The 20,204-nt window shown below is 42.0% G+C and carries 20 protein-coding genes and 1 tRNA gene; 16 read left to right on the forward strand and 5 right to left on the reverse strand.

Annotation, left to right across the window (positions count from 1 at the left end; all coding sequences use genetic code 11):
• The first annotated feature begins 103 nt into the window (after positions 1–103).
• Positions 104–179 (forward strand) — tRNA-Val (locus AAEZ00_RS15155).
• Between the two features lie 215 nt (positions 180–394).
• Here the strand turns inward: AAEZ00_RS15155 and AAEZ00_RS15160 are convergent.
• Entirely contained in the window at positions 395–2,224 is a 1,830-nt protein-coding gene (locus tag AAEZ00_RS15160; protein WP_351078377.1) for an ABC transporter ATP-binding protein, read from the reverse strand.
• Positions 2,225–2,445: 221 nt separating this feature from the next.
• On the opposite strand from AAEZ00_RS15160, the gene AAEZ00_RS15165 reads away from it, so the two are divergent.
• The 6 genes from AAEZ00_RS15165 to sstT all read left to right on the forward strand — a co-directional run bounded on the left by AAEZ00_RS15165 (position 2,446) and on the right by sstT (position 9,532).
• Positions 2,446–3,981, forward strand: coding sequence for an AlkA N-terminal domain-containing protein (locus AAEZ00_RS15165; RefSeq protein ID WP_124013652.1), 1,536 nt, complete (start codon positions 2,446–2,448; stop codon positions 3,979–3,981).
• A gap of 4 nt (positions 3,982–3,985) precedes the next feature.
• On the forward strand, positions 3,986–4,537 hold the full coding sequence (locus AAEZ00_RS15170; RefSeq protein ID WP_124013651.1) for a methylated-DNA--[protein]-cysteine S-methyltransferase: 552 nt from the start codon (positions 3,986–3,988) through the stop codon (positions 4,535–4,537).
• A gap of 71 nt (positions 4,538–4,608) precedes the next feature.
• Entirely contained in the window at positions 4,609–5,895 is a 1,287-nt protein-coding gene (locus AAEZ00_RS15175; protein WP_124013650.1) for a DEAD/DEAH box helicase, read from the forward strand.
• An 11-nt stretch (positions 5,896–5,906) separates the two neighbouring features.
• Positions 5,907–6,386, forward strand: coding sequence for a dual specificity protein phosphatase family protein (locus AAEZ00_RS15180; protein ID WP_124013649.1), 480 nt, complete (start codon positions 5,907–5,909; stop codon positions 6,384–6,386).
• A 509-nt stretch (positions 6,387–6,895) separates the two neighbouring features.
• Entirely contained in the window at positions 6,896–7,798 is a 903-nt protein-coding gene (locus AAEZ00_RS15185; protein ID WP_351088963.1) for a chemotaxis protein, read from the forward strand.
• Between the two features lie 501 nt (positions 7,799–8,299).
• A complete protein-coding gene (sstT, locus tag AAEZ00_RS15190) occupies positions 8,300–9,532 on the forward strand; it encodes a serine/threonine transporter SstT (protein WP_124013648.1) in 1,233 nt (410 codons plus the stop codon).
• Positions 9,533–9,607: 75 nt separating this feature from the next.
• On the opposite strand, the gene AAEZ00_RS15195 is transcribed toward sstT, so the two are convergent.
• The 3 genes from AAEZ00_RS15195 to AAEZ00_RS15205 form a co-directional block, all read right to left on the reverse strand.
• Positions 9,608–10,261, reverse strand: a complete 654-nt coding sequence (locus AAEZ00_RS15195; RefSeq protein WP_124013647.1) for an RluA family pseudouridine synthase — start codon at positions 10,259–10,261, stop codon at positions 9,608–9,610.
• 137 nt (positions 10,262–10,398) lie between these two features.
• Positions 10,399–11,004 carry a protein disulfide oxidoreductase gene (locus AAEZ00_RS15200; RefSeq protein ID WP_101030211.1) on the reverse strand — a complete coding sequence of 202 codons (606 nt, stop codon included), beginning with the start codon at positions 11,002–11,004 and terminating at the stop codon, positions 10,399–10,401.
• 28 nt (positions 11,005–11,032) lie between these two features.
• Complete coding sequence (locus AAEZ00_RS15205; RefSeq protein WP_101030212.1) at positions 11,033–11,629, reverse strand: acyl carrier protein phosphodiesterase; 597 nt, start codon at positions 11,627–11,629, stop codon at positions 11,033–11,035.
• Between the two features lie 193 nt (positions 11,630–11,822).
• Here AAEZ00_RS15205 and AAEZ00_RS15210 point away from each other — a divergent pair, with 193 nt between their 5' ends.
• The 6 genes from AAEZ00_RS15210 to secF all read left to right on the forward strand — a co-directional run bounded on the left by AAEZ00_RS15210 (position 11,823) and on the right by secF (position 17,593).
• A complete protein-coding gene (locus tag AAEZ00_RS15210) occupies positions 11,823–12,029 on the forward strand; it encodes a hypothetical protein (protein WP_351088965.1) in 207 nt (68 codons plus the stop codon).
• A 68-nt stretch (positions 12,030–12,097) separates the two neighbouring features.
• Positions 12,098–13,138 (forward strand): tRNA preQ1(34) S-adenosylmethionine ribosyltransferase-isomerase QueA, encoded by a 1,041-nt coding sequence (gene queA, locus AAEZ00_RS15215; protein ID WP_101030214.1) that lies wholly within the window; start codon positions 12,098–12,100, stop codon positions 13,136–13,138.
• Positions 13,139–13,280: 142 nt separating this feature from the next.
• Positions 13,281–14,405 carry a tRNA guanosine(34) transglycosylase Tgt gene (gene tgt / locus AAEZ00_RS15220; protein ID WP_124013644.1) on the forward strand — a complete coding sequence of 375 codons (1,125 nt, stop codon included), beginning with the start codon at positions 13,281–13,283 and terminating at the stop codon, positions 14,403–14,405.
• A 25-nt stretch (positions 14,406–14,430) separates the two neighbouring features.
• Entirely contained in the window at positions 14,431–14,763 is a 333-nt protein-coding gene (gene yajC / locus AAEZ00_RS15225; protein WP_101030216.1) for a preprotein translocase subunit YajC, read from the forward strand.
• 17 nt (positions 14,764–14,780) lie between these two features.
• Entirely contained in the window at positions 14,781–16,631 is a 1,851-nt protein-coding gene (gene secD, locus AAEZ00_RS15230; protein ID WP_124013643.1) for a protein translocase subunit SecD, read from the forward strand.
• A gap of 14 nt (positions 16,632–16,645) precedes the next feature.
• Entirely contained in the window at positions 16,646–17,593 is a 948-nt protein-coding gene (gene secF, locus AAEZ00_RS15235; RefSeq protein WP_124013642.1) for a protein translocase subunit SecF, read from the forward strand.
• A 268-nt stretch (positions 17,594–17,861) separates the two neighbouring features.
• Here the strand turns inward: secF and AAEZ00_RS15240 are convergent, their stop codons facing one another.
• Positions 17,862–18,263 (reverse strand): DUF3224 domain-containing protein, encoded by a 402-nt coding sequence (locus AAEZ00_RS15240; RefSeq protein WP_124013641.1) that lies wholly within the window; start codon positions 18,261–18,263, stop codon positions 17,862–17,864.
• A gap of 165 nt (positions 18,264–18,428) precedes the next feature.
• Here AAEZ00_RS15240 and AAEZ00_RS15245 point away from each other — a divergent pair, with 165 nt between their 5' ends.
• From AAEZ00_RS15245 to AAEZ00_RS15255, 3 genes are all read left to right on the forward strand, one after another.
• The gene (locus tag AAEZ00_RS15245) at positions 18,429–18,749 is read left to right on the forward strand and encodes a putative signal transducing protein (protein ID WP_101030221.1); all 321 of its coding nucleotides are present in this window, start codon (positions 18,429–18,431) and stop codon (positions 18,747–18,749) included.
• 117 nt (positions 18,750–18,866) lie between these two features.
• Positions 18,867–19,226 (forward strand): rhodanese-like domain-containing protein, encoded by a 360-nt coding sequence (locus tag AAEZ00_RS15250; RefSeq protein ID WP_101030222.1) that lies wholly within the window; start codon positions 18,867–18,869, stop codon positions 19,224–19,226.
• Positions 19,227–19,234: 8 nt separating this feature from the next.
• Entirely contained in the window at positions 19,235–20,146 is a 912-nt protein-coding gene (locus tag AAEZ00_RS15255; RefSeq protein ID WP_124013640.1) for a precorrin-2 dehydrogenase/sirohydrochlorin ferrochelatase family protein, read from the forward strand.
• Positions 20,147–20,204: the final 58 nt, after the last annotated feature.

A 20,204-nucleotide genomic window follows, 5' to 3' on the forward strand; every position in this document is an offset into this window, starting at 1 on the left:
TCGCTTAGCTCAGCTGGGAGAGCACCTCCCTTACAAGGAGGGGGTCACTGGTTCGAGCCCAGTAGCGACCACCATATCAATTTAGATTTTGCGTTATATCCCAGGTCGCTTAGCTCAGCTGGGAGAGCACCTCCCTTACAAGGAGGGGGTCACTGGTTCGAGCCCAGTAGCGACCACCATATAGCTTTACTGTTAATCTCATCAAATTATCTCGCTGCATCTATCAAACCCCCTAAGCTTTACCATTTTTTTGTACATCAATTATTTTTGTTAATTGCTAAGTCTCTAATGTAGATGTTTTTGTTGGATTGGGTTATCTCGGCAAACCGCAATAAAAAACCACTCAAAGTTGAGTGGCTCTTATTAGTTTTATTTTAATAATTTAAGTACTTAATTAATCTAACCCTAAAAACCCTCCAGTTTGATGGGCCCAGAGTTGCGCATAGATGCCACTGGCATTAATGAGCTCTTGATGGGTTCCTTGTTCAACAACACAGCCTTGATCCAATACGATGAGTCTATCCATAGCCGCAATCGTTGAGAGTCGATGCGCTATTGCTATCACGGTTTTGCCTTCCATTAATTCATAAAAGGATTCTTGAATCGCTGCTTCAACTTCAGAATCGAGTGCTGAGGTTGCCTCATCAAGCAATAAAATTGGCGCGTTTTTTAATAATACACGTGCAATGGCAATTCGTTGACGTTGACCACCTGAGAGTTTGACTCCACGTTCGCCAACTTGAGCGTCAAGACCTTTATTACCAAATGGGTCAGTTAAATTTTCAATAAACTCTGCCGCTTGTGCTTGAGTGATTGCCGCCATTAATTGTTCATCACTTGCATGGGGATCGCCGTACAAGATATTTTCACGAATTGAACGGTGCAATAACGACGTATCCTGAGTCACCATACCAATATTGGCGCGTAATGAATCTTGGCGAATATCCGTTATTGGTTGATCATCAATGAGTATTTCACCTTTCTCCACATCATGGAAACGCATTAGTAAGTTCACTAAGGTCGACTTTCCTGCGCCTGAACGTCCAACCAGACCGACTTTTTCCCCCGCTTTAATGTTCAGGTTTAGCTGCTCAATAACGCCCGTTTTCTCGCCATAATGAAAACAAACTTGATTAAAGTCTATTTTACCTTGATTAACAATAATGTCTTTGGCGTCGGGTTTATCTTGGATAGCAATGGGTTTAGATAGCGTGTTCATACCATCGGTCGCCGTGCCAATATTTTCAAAAAGTGAGCTGATTTCCCACATGATCCATTGTGACATGCCATTTAAACGCAACGCTAAACTCACGGCTATGGCAATGGCGCCAACCGTAATCGCACTGTCAGCCCATAACCAAATAGACACTGCGGTGATGGTAAATGCTAAAAGGTAATTGATGATTTGTACCAAAACATTAATTATCGTCACCAAACGCATTTGGCCATAAACGGTTTTTAAGAAACGCGTCATACTATCTTGGGCATAGTCGGCTTCTTGGGTGGTATGTGAGAACAGTTTTACGGTTGAAATGTTGGTATAACTGTCAACAATACGCCCTGTCATCGTTGAACGAGCATCGGCTTGTTCTGTGGATATTGCTTTTAGCTTTGGCACTAATTTCCATTGAATCAAGATATAAGCAGCCAACCATAGGAGCATGGGTAACACTAAGCGCACATCAGCAGCGGCAATCATCACGAGCATAGACGTGAAATACACTAAAATATACATCAGTACGTCCAGCAATTTCATTACCGTTTCACGTACCGCAAGCGAGGTTTGCATGACCTTTGTGGCTATTCGTCCAGCAAAGTCATCTTGATAGAAAGAAATACTCTGTTTGAGTAAATAACGATGCGCTTGCCAGCGAATGGCCATGGGGAAGTTACCCAAAAGCGTCTGGTGCACGATAGACGAATGTAGCCAAACAATCACAGGAATGACCACTAAGACAACCACCGACATGGTAATTAACGTCGTGCTTTCATCTTGCCACAAAGTTTGCGGGTTTTTGGTCACTAACCAATCGACTAATTTGCCCATAAAGCCAAACAGTGATACCTCCAACATCGCCAGCACCGCCGTAAGCACCGACATGATAATTAATGGCCTACCAAATCCGCGGGTATAATGGCGGCAAAATGCATATAAGGTATTGGGTGGCTGACTCGGTTCTTCTTGTGGTAATGCTTGGGTCAATGATTCAAAAAATTTAAACATCTAATGCTCTAACTTCATGGTGATAGTTCTGCTGACTAGGATAACGTAAAATGGCCAAATGTAATCGGTTAAATTGTTACATGATACGAAACGATTGAGTTCCGTTTTCCGCTAGTCGTGGTGGTTGTGTTTCGGTAAAGTAATCACTTAAGTACGCAGTGCAGGGAAAATGGTTCAGTTTTCGATTGAACCTGATTAACGTAAAGAGGCTAGCGAGACTAATGGTACAGATCCACAGCGATTGTAATGTTGCAGCACAGATTTGCCGGCAGGCTAGATTAAGTCGTGACGCTCGCTTTGATGGTCAATTTTTTACAGGGGTGCTAACTACAGGTATCTATTGTCGATCAATTTGTCCCGCGCCTGCGCCTTATGAGAAAAATGTGCGTTACTTTGATTCTGCTGTAAAAGCAGCTAATGCTGGACTGAGGCCTTGCCTTCGATGTCGACCAGATAGTGCACCAAGCTCATTTGCGTGGTTAGGGACTCAAACAACGTTAATGCGGGCAATAAAGTTGATTGAGCAAGGCTTTTTAAAAGGCGACAATCCAGGAACTGTGGTCAAGCTGGCAGAGAAACTAGGTATTAGCAGTCGGTATTTGAATAAACTCTTTAGCCAAGGATTGGGTACATCCCCTAAACGCTTTGCGTTGTACCAACAGTTGATGTTTGCCAAACAGTTATTGCACCAAACACCATTATCGATGACTGAAGTTGCCATGGCTGCGGGTTTTAATAGCATCAGGCGGTTTAATGAAATATTTAAACAAGAATTACGATTAACCCCAAGTGATTTACGCCAGAAAAGTCGATCCTCAACGAATGTTATTCACCCTCACAAAGATAACCACGTGAGTACTTATATTAAACCAATAACATTAGCATTAGCCTACAGACCACCCCTCAATTGGGCGAAGATGTTGGCTTTTTATGCCTTTCGCCAAGTCGACAATATGGAAGTAATTGATGATATTTCTGGCCGTTATGGTCGAACGTTTTCATTTGATGGCGTGGAGGGTTTTTTTTACATTTCAGCTCATAAAGATAAACCCCAACTTGATGTGAGTATTTACTTAGTTGATGCCAATGATATTAAGTTTTTACACAATATAGTGTTGCAACTTCGTCGCATGTTCGATTTAAATGCCGACATGGATATAATCCAGCAGGCATTATTACCCATCATCGAATTAGGAGCCAAAATTGATAGTGGTTTGCGTATTCCTGCCGCGGGTAGTGTGTTTGAAGCTGCTTGTCGAGCCGTTTTAGGGCAACAAGTGAGTGTCCTGCAAGCGACTAAATTATTAAATTTGCTGGTCGAGCATTATGGTACCTCACTGGTAATTGATGGTAAAACTTGGCGATTATTCCCGACAGCAGAAGCAATCGCTAAGGCATCATTAGATGAACTTAACATGCCTGGTGCGCGAAAATTAGCCTTAAATGCCTTGGGGGAATTTGTGCATCAACACCCAGATTCTATGCCTGATGATTGGCTTGCGGTAAAAGGTATTGGCCCGTGGACAGTTGCTTACGTTAACATGCGAGGCTTGAGCGATCCTGATGTTTTTTTGAGCTCTGACTTAGTCATTAAAAATCGCCTGCATGCGTTACATGAGCAATTGGGTAAAGCCATTGAAACACCTAAATCATACCTAAATATTGCCGCTGAGATCGCAAAACAAGCATCACCGTGGGGCAGTTACTTAACATTTCAGCTTTGGGATAACGATCCTGTTATTGCAAAAAAAGGATAATATTATGCCCCAATTTGCCTTACCTAAGCGTCACGCTTTAGTGACAAGTCCTGTTGGTTTACTCTCGCTTAAAGCCTCTGAGCATGGGTTAACGCATTTACAGGTTGAGGATCTCGTTCAAATAAGTTCAACAGTAGAAATTCAAACTCAAGTTACATTGCAGCAAAGTGGCATAGTGCATGCTCAAACTTTACTGTTACAGGCTCAGCGACACATTGATGAAACTGTGTTCCAGTTAGCTGAGTATTTCGCTAAGCAAAGGCAACAATTTGATGTGACCTTAGCGCCGAAAGGGACAGTGTTTCAACAAGAGGTTTGGCAAGCATTGAGTCAATTAACATTCGGTCAGCGTTGCAGTTACAGTGATATCGCTAATACTATTGGGCGACCTAAAGCCGTTAGAGCTGTGGGGGCTGCAAATGGTGCTAATCCAATTGCCATTATCGTCCCATGTCATCGGGTGATAGGCAAAGGTGGTAAGCTCACAGGTTATGCTTATGGGCTCGACATGAAGCAATGGCTACTCGACCTAGAAGGGATTGACGAAATTAACTGATTTATCTGACTGCTGCGCCAAAGTACGTTAAAATGACCGATTGATAACCTTTTTTTGAGCGCATTTGATACATGACCCAAGCTTCTTTAGTCACGACTTTTGCTGAATTTGGCCTGCATACCCCATTGTTGGCAAGATTAGCTGAGCTTAATTATATTCAGCCTACACCAATCCAAGCTGAAACCATTCCCAGTACGCTAACCGGTAAAGACTTACTGGCGGGTGCGAATACAGGCTCAGGTAAAACAGCGGCTTTTGCTCTGCCGATTTTACATCAATTAATGAATCGTCGGGCAACATCATCTGCTAAAGGTAATTTTGTGAGTGCATTAGTCTTGGTACCCACACGGGAATTAGCCAAGCAAGTTGCTGACAGCTTTAAATCCTATGCGGTTCATTTAAATGGTGACATTAAAGTGGTTGCTGCATTTGGTGGCGTATCGGTCAACACTCAAATGTTAGCATTGCGTGGCGGCGCGGATGTGGTAGTGGCAACCCCAGGCCGTTTACTCGATTTAGTCTCTTCTAATGCACTCAGGTTGTCTCAAGTGTCAACGTTGGTGCTTGATGAAGCTGACCGTATGCTAAGTCTTGGTTTTACTGAAGAATTGACTCAAGTACTCAACTTCCTCCCTAAGCAAAAACAAACGTTATTGTTTTCAGCGACTTTTCCTGATGAAGTTCGTCAATTAACGCAAGCGTTGTTAGTGGACCCACTTGAGATACAATTACAAAGCGCTGAGACGAGTACCTTAGTGCAGCGTGTAATGACGGTTAACCGTGAAAAAAAGACGGCATTACTTGCACACTTGCTACAACAACATCAATGGCGCCAAGTATTGATCTTTGTTAGTGCCAAAAATAGTTGTAATCATTTAGCTGAAAAATTAGCTAAACGTGGTATCACTGCAGAAGTCTTTCATGGTGATAAAGCCCAAGGCGCGCGAAGTCGGGTATTAGACGGTTTTAAAGCGGGTGAGATTCAAGTACTCATTGCGACAGACATTGCTGCCCGTGGTCTCGATATTGAAAAATTACCTGTGGTAATTAATTTTGACTTACCGCGCAGCCCAGCAGATTATATGCATCGAATTGGTCGCAGTGGACGTGCGGGAGAAATTGGTTTAGCGTTGACCTTATTGTCTCATGACGAGTATCATCACTTCTGTGTAATCGAGAAGAAAAACAAAATTCGCCTTGAACGTGAACAAGTTAACGGATTTGAGGCTGATGATGTTGTGCCTGAAACCGTACTCGAACAACCTAAACCAATGGCTAAGCCAGAAGGTAGTGGTAAAAAAAAGCGCAAAAAAGTAGCCTCCGTTAATATTGGTATTTGGGCTAAGAAATCTGATTAGTAGTAGGTAATATGAAAGATATTTTTTGGTTAGTTGATAAGCAAGTCGCAGGCCGTAGTGGTCCAAACAAAGATGCATGGGACTTAGCTGAATTAAAGCAAGCTGGTTTTGCTGCTATCGCATCATTAAATAATGGTGAAGGTTGTGATGTCGATGCTATGGCAGAATTAGGCTTGCGTCATAAAGTGTTTAATTTACCTGATAATATGCCACCTAAACCACAAGATTTAGCCATTTGTGCTGAGGTATTACCTCAGGTATTAGCATTCATTCGTGAATGTGAAAGTGAGCAAAAGGCAATATTATTGCACTGCAGTTCGGGAATTAATCGTACTCAAATGGTGATGGCTTATTATTTGATGGAAAACGGTGCCGCCCCTTTGCATGCTGTTAGCCAAGTCAGAAATGCCTGCGGGTTAGCGTTTGATGCTGAAGGCTGGGATCAATTTGTTTATGACGTGCTTTACGAACTGCAAGCCGCTTCGAACTGATTTATTTGAGTTTTAGCCTCATTGTTTTAGATCTCATATTATTAGGGAGACAATTGATTGGATCTGTAACTGATTAAATCAATTGACTCCCTTTGTTGTTTTTACCGAACATCTCCACATTCCCGAATGTTATATTCAGCCCTCTATCCGATATTCATCGGCAGTTAAGCTTATTACAGTGGCCGTGATGATTTACATTGTAGGCGGCGGAACATTTCAACTATTATCGACTATGCCCGTTACACTGGCTGTTTGCCGAGAAAAGAGCATTAAATACTACAAGCCTGTTTTACATTGCGAGTAAGCGATATCTCTTTTACCAACAGTGGGGTTTGATTGAGTGTAAATCGAATATCATCTAGTAATAGCGGAACTGATCATCGGATGAATTGCTAATTTTGTGATTTGTAATGATATTTGCAGATAAAATAGCTGGCTAAAGTTAGTCTATATTCTGACGATAAATGTTATAGTGAGGCTGATTTCAGTCTTCAGATGAAGGGGTAGTGATGAGTCCGAAAACGAGCAAAGCGAATCAATCGCAGGGTCTATTACTTTTTAAGTTAAATCAAACACAACTGTTTGCTTTAGGTACTTTAAAAATTCGTGAACTTGTGCCGTTTACTCCTTTAAATAAAATTCTGCACTCTCACTCTTCCATAATGGGTGCAGCCACTATTCGGGGGATGACTATTCCGGTTATCGATATGGCTGCTGCCATTGGTTATAAACCTGTGACCGAACAAGAGCGTAAAGATTGCCACATCATTATTACTGATTGTCAGCGAATGGTGATAGGTTTTCTTGTGCGTTCAATCGATAAAATTATTGAGTGTAACTGGCGTAATATCGAGGCGCCTTCCAGCAACTTAGGTAAAAATGCCTTTCTAACCGGTGTAACTCGTTTTGATGATCAGTTAGTTCAATTACTGGATGTCGAATTGTTACTATCAAAAATCTTTCCTGATGATCCTCTTCGTAATCGAGCCATATTAACCGATGTTCAACGTGAAAAATTAACACCATTACAAATTTTACTGGTGGATGACTCAAAAGTGGCCCGTAAACAGCTGTCTGATGCACTAGACTCGATTAACATTGCCTATCAAGTGACGGCAGATGGTCGGGACGCACTAGATATTATGCAACAAGCCGCTACAGACCGAAAACCAATTGATTTACTGGTGAGTGATATTGAAATGCCTGGTCTTGATGGTTATGAATTAGCCTTTGAGGTTAAAAATAATCCCGAAATTGAACACGCGTACATTATTTTACATACATCATTATCCAGCGAAATTAGTGTCAGCCAAGCTAAACAGGTCGGAGCCAATGAAGCATTAACTAAGTTTGATGCTCAAGAGTTAATTGAAGCGATGCTTAGAGGCGCTCATGCATTACAGTCTGCTTAATATTTAATAGTTGTTTCTCTGTTAGTATTTCATGGCTTTTAACATTGATAACAATTTTGCATCAAAAAAAGTGTAACCATTAAATTAACGTTTACTTTGCGAACGATGGTTGAATTTTTTTACTCATTTGGCATCAAGACTAGACTTATTACACACCATCCTGATATACAGCTATAAGGCTTTTACAGTGTCAGTATACACGATGTTCACAAGGTAATGCTTAACGTTAATGAGGGAGTGCTATCCCTGAAAACGAATTGATTGAAGTGTATTTATTGAGTGTGAGTTAATTGCACATCAATAAGTAAAATGAGCAGGGTGTTTTCAGTAATAGCATTGTTATTATCGATAATGTCATGAGTATCGTAGCATACGTGTTATATCACTATATGTTGTAAGGTGGTTAACGTGGATGTTACCAGTATTGTGATGTTTCCTTTTTAAAGATAAGCAAAATCTTGATCATAAAAAGCCATAAATATAATAATCATAGGTTAAACAATGAATCAAAAAAAATCTCTGTTAGCTCGTATCGCTAGCGGTAGCCTCGTGCTACAAATTATCAGCGGGATCATTTTGGGCGTGATTCTGGCAAGTATTTCAACAACGGGTGCCAATAGTGTGGCTTTTCTGGGCTCACTCTTTGTGGGTGCACTGAAAGCCATTGCGCCGATTCTGGTTTTTGTTCTGGTTGCATCATCGATTGCCAATCAAAAGAAAAATAGTCAAACCAATATGCGCCCGATTATTATGTTATATCTTCTGGGTACCTTTGCTGCGGCATTAACGGCGGTATTATTCAGTTTTGCGTTTCCAACCACCTTACTGCTAACCGCAGGCATTGAAGGCTCTAATCCTCCTCAAGGGATTGGCGAAGTTATTAATACCTTATTATTTAAAATTGTCGATAATCCGGTTAACGCATTAGTAACGGGTAATTATATTGGTATTTTAGTATGGGGAGCAGGCTTAGGGATAACCATGCATCATGCCAGTGACAGCACCAAGCAAATGCTTTCAGATGTCAGTGACGCTGTATCAAATATTGTCCGCTTTGTGATCCGTCTAGCGCCGATAGGTATTTTTGGCTTAGTGGCTGCTACGTTTGCCGAAACAGGTTTTGAAGCACTAGCAGGTTACGGCCAGTTACTCATGGTACTCGTGGGCTCTATGTTATTTATTGCCTTGGTTGTTAACCCAATTATCGTTTATGCCAAAATCAAACGTAACCCTTATCCCTTAGTGTTTAAGTGTTTACGCGGTAGTGGTGTTACGGCATTTTTTACTCGTTCAAGTGCTGCCAATATCCCGGTCAATATGGCCTTGTGTGAAGAGCTAAAACTGCATAAAGACACTTATTCGGTATCGATTCCATTAGGTGCCACCATCAATATGGGCGGCGCTGCTATCACCATTACGGTATTAACCTTAGCTGCAGCTCATACTTTAGGTATCGAAGTTGATTTTATGACGGCATTGTTATTGAGTTTGATGGCTTCTGTTTCAGCTTGCGGTGCTTCAGGTGTTGCGGGTGGTTCGCTATTATTAATCCCACTGGCGTGTAGCTTGTTTGGTATTTCTAATGATGTTGCGATGCAAGTTGTGGCTGTCGGATTTATCATTGGTGTGATCCAAGATTCTGCAGAAACCGCATTAAATAGTTCTACTGATGTGATCTTTACTGCTGCAGCGTGTGAAGCTGCTGAAGCAAAAGAGGCCTCTCAAGCCGGCTAATATTGTAAAGATATATTGATTGAAGAAATGCCGACGCGATTGAGTCGGCATTTTTTTCATTTAATTAGCTGCGAATTAAAATGGATGCTGACTAAAGAAAGTCATCTCGACTTGGCTGTAAGGGTGGGTAATCGTTAGCAATTGCGCATGTAAATTTAAGCGCTTACTGGCATTAATTGTCTCCGTATCGCCATAAAACTCATCCCCTAAAATGGCATGACCAAGCGACAGCATATGAACCCTAAGTTGGTGAGTGCGACCAGTGTGCGGTTTCAGTTCCATCAAGGTTGACTGTGGCCTATGTTCAAGCACTTGGAAGTAGGTCAACGCAGCTTTGCCAGAGTCGGTGAGCATTTGGAATGGTGGCGAATCAGGATTAGGCCCAATGGAGACGTTTACTTTGCCTTGTTGTTCATTGACGTAGCCCATGACTTCGGCAATATACACTTTTTTAGCTTGGCGATTTTGAAATTGAATTTTTAAATGCGATTCTGCTTTTTTAGTTCGAGCAAAAATCATGATCCCAGAAGTGTCACAATCTAAGCGATGGATCAGAATGGCTTCAGGATAGCTTTGTTGCAAGCGAGTGATTGCCGTATCGTGTGTGTCAGGTGAACGTCCTGGATTTGATAATAGGCCTGAAGGTTTATTGATGACGATAATGTCACGGTCTTTATAGCGTATGTCCAACCATGGGATCGAAGGAGGTTGATAAGTAAAGATGTGCATTATGAGTTATTCTCTTTAATTGAGTCAGATTCAGGTATTCGTATTACGAAAAATTAACGTCGCCAATACTACCGCCGCGAATACTAACAAAGTTTTACTCATAACAAAAAATCAATTGTCCAGTTGAACAGAGGCGTTTAACTAAAGGCGGGTGACCAAGTCGCTAACCACAAGCGCAATGACATTCCCCAACCGCTGGTCACGCCTGAGGTAACAAAACGGATATTATTGTTGGTATCAATGATATAAATAGCGGGTAAAGCCATTGCACCCCATTGTTGGCTTAATAACGCAGCCTGAGGTTGGTATTGTTGATTGATCACTTCAAAATCATAATGATGTTGTTGCATAAAGCGACTAATTTCAACATCAGATCCTGAAGCTACCGCAATGGAAATAACCTGATAATCTTGATTAAGATTAACCGAGTTGACCATAGGAGAGGTCACTTTGCATACCGGACACCAAGTACCCCAAAAATAGATCAAGGTGGGTTTATTGTTGGTATTCATCGGTCTGATATTTATTTGCGTGTTAGCAGAGGTTGAGGTAAACAATGATATGGGTTTATTGGCTATCGTGTGGGCTTGAATTGGCGTGGCGATACCTGTTCGCATATCTCGTTGTAAATAACTGGCAAGCGTGAACAATACCACTGCGATGAGTATTATATCGCGAAGGCTAGTTAGCCAAAACCGCCCGGATGTGAGTGTGGATTTTAGGTTAGTTAACCATGATGTCATACTTAATTAACTCCATTATTGCTCGGTGTTAAGGTAAATATTCAGCTGGAGTTTTACGACTATAAACTTTGCTATAGGCCATTAATTGCGGATAAAAGGTTCTAAATGCAATTTCAATATCAATATAAATCTTATCAATATCGTTAATGGCATGATCAAACAGTTCCGGTTTTGATAAGCGACGACTCACACCTTTAATCGCTTGATCTAATCCTTGCCTTGTTTGGTAACTACTTAACCAATCTTGCTCAATAATTTGTGGCGCAATTGCCTGTAATGTCGGGGGTAATTCAGGTGTCGTGCTAAGTTGATGGTATGCTTTTTGGCAAAATTCATCCAATGGCTGGTGATGATACTCTTCCCAATAAAACGCTAAGTAATGATCAAAGACTAAATCAACCAGTATCGGTGCAACGCGGCGTGAGGTTTTAGGGAATAACTTGAGTAAGTCGATAATAATTTCATGGCTGTCAGTAACTTGGTCTATCTGACGGTGAAGCCATATCCCTTGTTGCAGATGTTTTGGATGTTGCTGTATATTACCTTTTGCGAAATCGCCCGACAAATTAGCGACTAGGTGAGTGTTGCTGATGTCGGCTAAATGTAAGTGAGCTAAAAAGTTCATAAATTGTACTTCTAATTTTATTATTTTACAGTATGATACTAACCGATTGTAACAAAGCGTTACGAAGTGGCGAGTGTGTAGACCTAATGATAACGCTTTATCGAAAAATGTCATTGAGTATTGAGCATCTCTCGTTGTGACGGCTAGAGGTCAGTGCTTTTAAAGGGTATAGGATTAATTATAGGGATCAAGGATGATGAAAGATTGGTTTAAAAAATTATTGGGCAGGTCTACAGCGACCAAAAGAAATAAAGTATACATCGACATGCGTTATGAAGTGCATTCATATAAATCGAATGAAATCTTTTACGCTGCTAAGCCTAAGCCTAAGCCTAAGCCTAATCCGATTACTAGCGATGATCTCGACACTGAGATCATAGAGCAAAAGCCGACAACATAATCAGTAAACTTGATCTTAACCTTTGCTCGCCATAGACTAGCGGCCGTTTTTACTGTTGAGATAATACTATGCGTGTTGCAGATTTTTCATTCGACCTACCAGATGAGCTGATTGCTCGCTATCCGACAGCACAACGCAATGCCTCGCGTTTACTCACGCTAAGTGGCGAAAACGGTGAGCTTGTTGACAAAAAATTTACTGATTTACTCAATATGATCAATCCTGGTGACTTGATGGTGTTTAATAACACTCGAGTCATACCAGCGCGTTTATTTGGCCAAAAGTCCACTGGCGGTAAGCTTGAGATCCTCGTTGAACGTATGCTGGACGATAAACGTATTTTAGCCCATGTTCGCAGCTCTAAATCCCCTAAAGTTGATACCCTTATCGATTTAGACGGCGGATACCAGATGAAAATGTTGGCGCGTCACGATGCCTTATTTGAACTTGAGTTACTTTCTGATAAAACCGTATTAGAAGTGCTTGAAGACGTCGGTCATATGCCTCTGCCGCCTTATATTGATCGTCCAGATGAAGATGCTGATAAAGAGCGTTATCAAACGGTATATAACCAAACACCAGGCGCTGTTGCAGCACCGACCGCAGGTTTACACTTTGACGACGCTATGCTGGCTGAACTAAAAGCTAAAGGCGTCAATATTGCTTTTGTGACATTACATGTTGGCGCGGGTACCTTTCAACCAGTACGGGTCGATAATATTCTGGAGCACAAGATGCATTCAGAATGGGCAAACGTTCCTCAAGATGTCGTTGACCTCATTGCGCAAACTAAAGCCAACGGCTATCGCGTCGTTGCCGTTGGCACGACGTCTGTTCGTTCACTTGAAAGTGCAGCTCGTGCCAGTGGCGATGGTCCACTAAAAGCCTTCAGTGGTGATACCGATATTTTTATTTACCCTGGCTTTCAATTTAAAATAGTCGATGCCATGGTGACCAATTTTCATTTGCCTGAGTCGACATTAATCATGCTATTAAGCGCTTTTGCCGGTTTTGATGAAGTGATGAACGCCTATCAGCATGCGATTACGCAAAAATATCGCTTTTTTAGCTACGGTGATGCAATGTTTGTGACGAAAAAAGCCCCCTAAGCAACGAATTTGATTTAAAATACTCGCCCACAGTAGTGGGCGTTTTTTTGATTTAATGTGTCAGTAACCTTGAAGCAGTAAAATTCGCCCTCATTACTATAGAAACTAAACGAGTCAGACTGTTTATCTGGCAAGGTGATTTATGAAATTTGAATTAGATACAACAGATGGTCGTGCTCGTCGCGGACGTCTTATTTTTGATCGTGGCACTGTTGAAACGCCTGCATTTATGCCAGTGGGAACTTACGGTACGGTAAAAGGTATGACGCCTGAAGAAGTGCGTGCTACCGGTGCCGATATTTTATTGGGTAACACCTTCCATTTATGGTTACGTCCTGGTGAAGAGATCATGCGTAAGCACGGTGACTTGCACGACTTTATGAATTGGCAGCGTCCTATTCTAACGGACTCAGGTGGATTCCAAGTGTTTAGTTTGGGCGACATCCGTAAAATCACTGAAGAAGGTGTCCATTTCCGCTCACCAATTAATGGTGAAAAGATTTTTTTAGATCCAGAAAAATCAATGCAAATTCAGAATTCTTTAGGTTCTGACGTGGTAATGATTTTTGATGAATGTACCCCATATCCTGCAACACATGACGAAGCGCGTAAGTCGATGCAAATGTCACTGCGTTGGGCAAAACGCTCGCGTGATGAATTTGACCGCTTAGAAAATCCAAACTCTTTGTTTGGCATTATTCAAGGTGGGGTATTCGAAGATTTACGTGATGAGAGTGTAAAGGGTCTTTTAGACATAGGTTTTGATGGCTATGCCGTTGGTGGCTTGGCTGTGGGCGAGCCTAAAGCTGATATGCACCGTATTTTAGAGCATGTTTGCCCGCAAATTCCAGCTGACAAACCACGTTATCTAATGGGTGTAGGTAAACCTGAAGACTTAGTGGAAGGTGTTCGTCGTGGCGTCGATATGTTTGACTGTGTGATGCCAACGCGTAATGCCCGTAATGGCCATTTATTTACCAGTGAAGGTGTGATTAAAATTCGCAATGCACGCCATCGTGATGATACAGCAACATTAGACACTAAGTGCGATTGTTACACTTGTAAAAACTATTCACGTGCTTATTTGTACCATTTAGATCGTTGTAATGAAATTTTAGGTGCGCGTTTAAACACCATTCACAATTTACGTTATTATCAAATTTTGATGGAAGGTTTGCGCGGCGCAATTGAGACAGGTACATTAGACGCCTTTGTTAAGGAGTTCTACACCAGTCTAGGTCGTGAAGTACCTGAGTTAATCGATTAATTTTAGCTAATAAGAAGAGAGAACTATGTTTATTTCAAATGCATATGCAAGTCCAATAAGTGGAATAGCCGGTGGCGAAACCATGCAATTAATTTTCATGCTCGTCATGTTTGGATTAATTTTTTACTTTATGATTTTCCGTCCACAGTCAAAGCGTGTTAAAGAACACAAAAACCTAATGGCGTCGATTTCAAAAGGTGATGAAGTGTTAACCAGTGGTGGCATTCTCGGTAAAGTGACCAAAATCGCTGATGAAAGTGATTATGTGTTATTAGCTATTAATGATAATAACCAAATCACGATTAAAAAGGATTACATCGCAGCGGTATTGCCTAAAGGTTCTATTCAGTCGTTATAAGCCAAGAGGGCTATGGTGTGTTAAATAAATACCCAATGTGGAAAAACATCATGGTGATGCTTATCATCGCCGTTGGTAGTTTTTATGCAATTCCAAATTTGTTTGGTGAAGATCATGCAGTACAGATCGTCGCGACTCGCGGCGCTGAAGTCACTGTATCGACACAAACGACTGTCGTTGATCTATTAGAGAGTCAGGATATTGCCGTAAAGCGCGCCGAGCTTGAAAATGGTCAGTTATTAGTTCGCGTACAAAATCCTGAGCAGCAGTTGGTGGCGAAAGAGGCTATCGCTGAACTACTTGGTCAGAAATATACCGTTGCGTTAAACTTAGCACCGGCAACCCCAGCATGGCTTGAAGCTGTTGGTGGGTCGCCAATGAAGCTAGGTTTAGACTTGCGCGGTGGTGTTCATTTCTTAATGGAAGTGGACATGGGCGAGGCGGTCCGCAAAATGGAAGCGGCTAAAATAGCTGATTTTCGCAGTCAGCTTCGTGAAGAGAAAATTCGCTACGCCGGTATTCGTAAAACCCCGAAAGGGATTGCGATTAAGTTTCGTGATGCTGAAACGGTTGTCGAAGCTGAGGATTTTTTAAAAATCCGCAGCAATGACATGACCTATACCGATGCGAGTAGCGGCGATGAGTTTATGCTTCTTGCTACCATGAGTGATACCTACCTTACGCAAATTAAGGAAGAAGCACTGAAGCAAAACATGACCATCCTTCGTAACCGTGTCAACGAGCTTGGTGTCGCTGAGCCTGTCGTACAACGTCAAGGCGCAGAGCGCATTATTGTTGAACTGCCAGGTGTACAAGACACTGCTCGTGCAAAAGAAATTTTAGGTGCTACAGCATCAATTGAATTTCGTATGGTTGATGACAAGGCGGATGTAAGTGCCGCGGCAAATGGTCGTGTACCTGCCGGTGCAGAAGTGTACAAACGTCGTGAAGGCGGGATTGCCGTATTGAAGAAAGAAGTCATGCTCACTGGCGATCATATCACCGGCGCGCAACCGACTTTTGACCAATACAGCCGTCCACAGGTTGCGATTAATCTTGACGCCGAAGGCGGCTCGATTTTCTCGAACGTTACCAAAGACAATATCGGTAAGCCAATGGCTACATTGTTTATCGAATATAAAGATAGTGGTACACGTAATCCTGATGGCACAGTGAAAATGACTAGGATTGAAGAGGTCATTTCGGTTGCCACTATCCAGGCTCGTTTAGGTCGTAATTTTGTGATTACGGGTCTTGAGCACTCTGAATCACAGAGCTTAGCGTTACTGTTACGTGCCGGAGCGCTTATTGCTCCTATCACTATCGTAGAAGAAAGAACGATTGGTCCAAGCTTAGGCGCTGAAAATATCCAAAACGGTGTTCAAGCAATGGTTTGGGGCATGGTTGTTGTGCTTATATTCATGATGATTTACTACCGTGCGTTTGGCTTTATTGCCAACTTGGCATTGATGGCTAACTTAATCATGGTTGTTGGTGTGATGTCGATGATCCCTGGTGCGGTGTTAACCTTACCTGGTATTGCTGGCATGGTATTAACGGTGGGGATGGCAGTAGACGGCAACGTGCTTATTTTTGAACGTATCCGTGAAGAACTCCTAAACGGCCGCAGTGTACAACAAGCCATCCATGAAGGTTATGGTAATGCGTTTTCAACCATTGCAGATGCCAACATTACTACCTTTATGACAGCGTTAATTTTATTTGCTGTTGGTACCGGTGCGGTTAAAGGCTTTGCTGTTACCTTAATGATAGGTATCGCGACTTCGATGTTTACAGCCATTATTGGCACACGCTCAATCGTGAATGCGGTTTGGGGTGGTAAACGCGTTAAGTCATTGTCTATCTAAAGGAGAAGTTGAATATGTTTCAGATATTTTCAGTAAAGAACACCGTCGACTTCCTTCGTCATGCAATGCCTATCAGTGTGATGTCGATGATCTTAGTGATAGCCTCATTTGTGTCGCTGGGTGTCCAAGGCATTAACTGGGGATTAGACTTTACCGGTGGTACTGTTGTTGAAATGGAGTTTTCAGCTCCTGTTGACTTGAGTGCTTTACGCGCGAAGATGACTTCAGCGGAAGCTGAAGGGGCGGTAGTACAGAACTTTGGTTCTAGCCGCGATATATTGGTTCGTTTACCGGTAAGAGAGACCTTAAAAAGTGATGTGCAAGTAGCTGCAGTATTAGCTGCTGCTCAAACTATTGATTCTGCTGTAATTCAAAAGCGAGTTGAGTTTGTTGGACCACAAGTGGGTAAGCAATTAGCAGAGCAGGGTGGCTTAGCGGTTATTGTTGCGCTTATTTGTATTCTTATCTACGTATCATTTCGTTTTGAATGGCGTTTAGCAGCAGGTTCTGTTGCGGCGTTAGCCCATGACGTTATTGTGACTTTAGGGGTGTTTTCGGTATTACAGCTTGAGTTTGACTTGACTGTATTGGCAGGTTTATTGACGGTTGTAGGTTACTCACTTAACGATACTATCGTGGTGTATGACCGTATCCGTGAAAACTTCCTTAAAATGCGTAAAGGTAGCCCTATAGAGGTTGTGAATACCTCAATCACTCAGACCATGAGTCGTACTGTGATAACCACAGGTACTACATTAGTTACCGTTATTGCGCTGTTCTTAAAAGGCGGCACAATGATCCATGGCTTTGCGACGGCATTGTTATTAGGTATTTTTGTTGGTACATACTCATCGATTTTCGTGGCCAGTTATTTAGCCGTTAAATTGGGTATCAATCGTGAGCATATGTTACCTGTAGAGATTGAAAAAGAAGGTGCAGATCAACCTGCAATGATGCCTTAATAGGCATGATTAATATCAATCACTAAAAATAAACCCTGGCTTTGCTGGGGTTTATTTTTTTATGACCAGGTTATTTCTTTGTTGGCTTAAATGAACTTCACAGGCAGCGACTAACGTTTTGTACCACTGAGTGTGTGGATCGATTATCAATGCTTCCCACCCATCACAGCCTAGTATGTCAACGGTGCTAAAAAGCAATCCAGACGGCGTGAGCTTGACCGTGGTTCTAAACGTGCCGATATCAGTATCTAAACGAGAAATGGTTACCTTAGTCATGATATAGGGTGATGGTGTAATCAGCTTGACCATTTTCGGTTGAGGTAAACTCTCCGTGGCCAAGATAGTGTTGCAGGTTATGGGTCCCCGAGTCCGCTATTACGCTAAATTGGCTTTGTGCAACGCCTTGTGAAAATAATCCATCATGTTGTAATACTAATGTACCCGCTATCTCGGGGGTATTTATGGTTAAGTGCTCTATCCCTACAAATACCGCAGAGCCATCTTTTTGATACGACATCACACAGCGGTTCTGTGCAGCACCACTGATATCACCAGAGTAAGTTTGGGCAATTTCTGCAATGGTTTGTTTGCTGCTATCATCATGTTCTGCATAAGCAGTTTCATTCCAAGCAGTGATTTGAAAGATACCTTTTAAGACTATTTTTGTCATCTAGCATCCCATTAATGATGTTATTGAGTGCGAATGACTCATACAGCGTTAAGATAATCATTGTTTATGATAAATGTCCAATTTATAAACAGTACTCGACAGATTTTGATTGAGGCAGTAGGATGAAATTAATTTGCCAGCAAGAGCAATCACGGTGGATAACGCATGGAACAACGAAAAGTATTATTGGCCGGTGGTAATTTATTACAGGCTCACACATGGAAAGGGCTACTGGAAACCAGCGGAATAGACGTTGATCTTAAAGGTGAAGCTCTCATTGGTGGTGTAGGAGGTTTGCCGATTGAAATGCAGACGGTTGAGTTATGGGTAGCAGACAGTCAACTTGTCGCGGCACAAACGCTACTGGATGCACATGATATCGAACAGCCTCAATGGCAATGTGTTCAATGCCATGAAATAAACGAAGGAAGTTTTGAATTGTGCTGGCAATGTAGTTCGCAACAAAGTGAAATGCATAACGAATAAGCGCTTGTATAAGATTATTTTTTTCTTAAACTAGTGAGTAAACCACTTTTAGGTTTATGACGTATGTAGTGCTAATTTGTCGCTAATGAGTGACTTTACTTTACTTAAGGAAACCCTATGCAAGCAACCCCAGCATTCGCCAGTTTGGTTGATTCTGTTATGCCTCATGTCACCTTGTTAACCATTGAACAATATCAACAACAAGATCAATGGCTATTAATTGATGTACGAGAAGATAACGAGTGGCTGCAAGGTCATTTACCCAATGCCAAACACTTGAGCCGCGGCATTATTGAACGCGATATAGAGCATCGTTTTCCGGACAAAAACACCCCGTTATTGCTTTATTGCGGCGCGGGTCAACGTGCAGCGTTATCGGCCTATAATCTACAACTTATGGGCTATACACAAGTCGCTTCAATGATTGGTGGGTACCGCGCTTGGATCCAACATCAATTTCCTATTGTTGAAGACTGAGTAGATTAATGCAATATTTCCCATTGTTTGTGGATACTCAAGGTCTACAGGTTTTAGTCGTTGGCGCTGGTGAGGTCGCCACGCGTAAATTGGATTTACTGTCTCGTACTGATGCTCATATTCATGTAATAGCGCCTGTGATCGCTAATGACATTGAAAACTATCATACCCAAGCTCGGATCCAGTTGTCTCGTCGTGAAGTGTGCCGTGATGATATTGCCAACGTCGATATCATTTACCTCGCCACTGCCGATGAGCAGTTGAATATGGAGTACGCAGAATTAGCGACTGAGCGTGGAATTTGGGTCAATGTAGTCGATAATCCTAAGTTTTGCAGATTTATTACGCCTTCAATAGTGGATAGAGGCAGGTTAGTCGTTGCCATCAGTACCGCTGGCGCCGCGCCAGTTTTTGCTCGAACTATCCGTTCACGACTCGAAACGATGTTACCGTCATCGTTAACGCCTTTATTTGATTTTGTTGCCAGCAAGCGAGAGGAAGTTCAAGATAAATTACTTGCAGGTAAAGATAGACGTTTGTTTTGGGAACGATTTTTTACCACTAACCAAGATAAATTTGATACGTTAACCGAGCAGCGTTTCCATAACGCTTTTCAAGATTTTAGCGTTAAAGGTGACATTATTCTATTAACTGAGGATACGCCAGCACATTTATTGCCTATCGCAGCAATGCCCTTGCTACAGACGTTAGACGTTGTCTTCAGTGATAACCCGCTTGACAGCGAGTTTAATGAGTTATTAAGGCGTGATGCAAGCAGAGAAACGCTACCATTATTAAGTGATATTACCCATCAATATGAACATGGAAGTCGTATGTTAATAGTGTCTTCTGTTGCAAAAGTTGCCCAGTTAAGTGCGCATTTCCCCATGGCCAAACATCTACGCCCTGGCGCTATTTAACCCGATAAGTACGATGTCCTATTATGCCGAGTCTACTTTGTAGTAGACTCGGTTTTTT

The organism is Shewanella sp. S1-49-MNA-CIBAN-0167 (assembly GCF_040310145.1).
Taxonomy (GTDB): domain Bacteria; phylum Pseudomonadota; class Gammaproteobacteria; order Enterobacterales; family Shewanellaceae; genus Shewanella; species Shewanella psychromarinicola.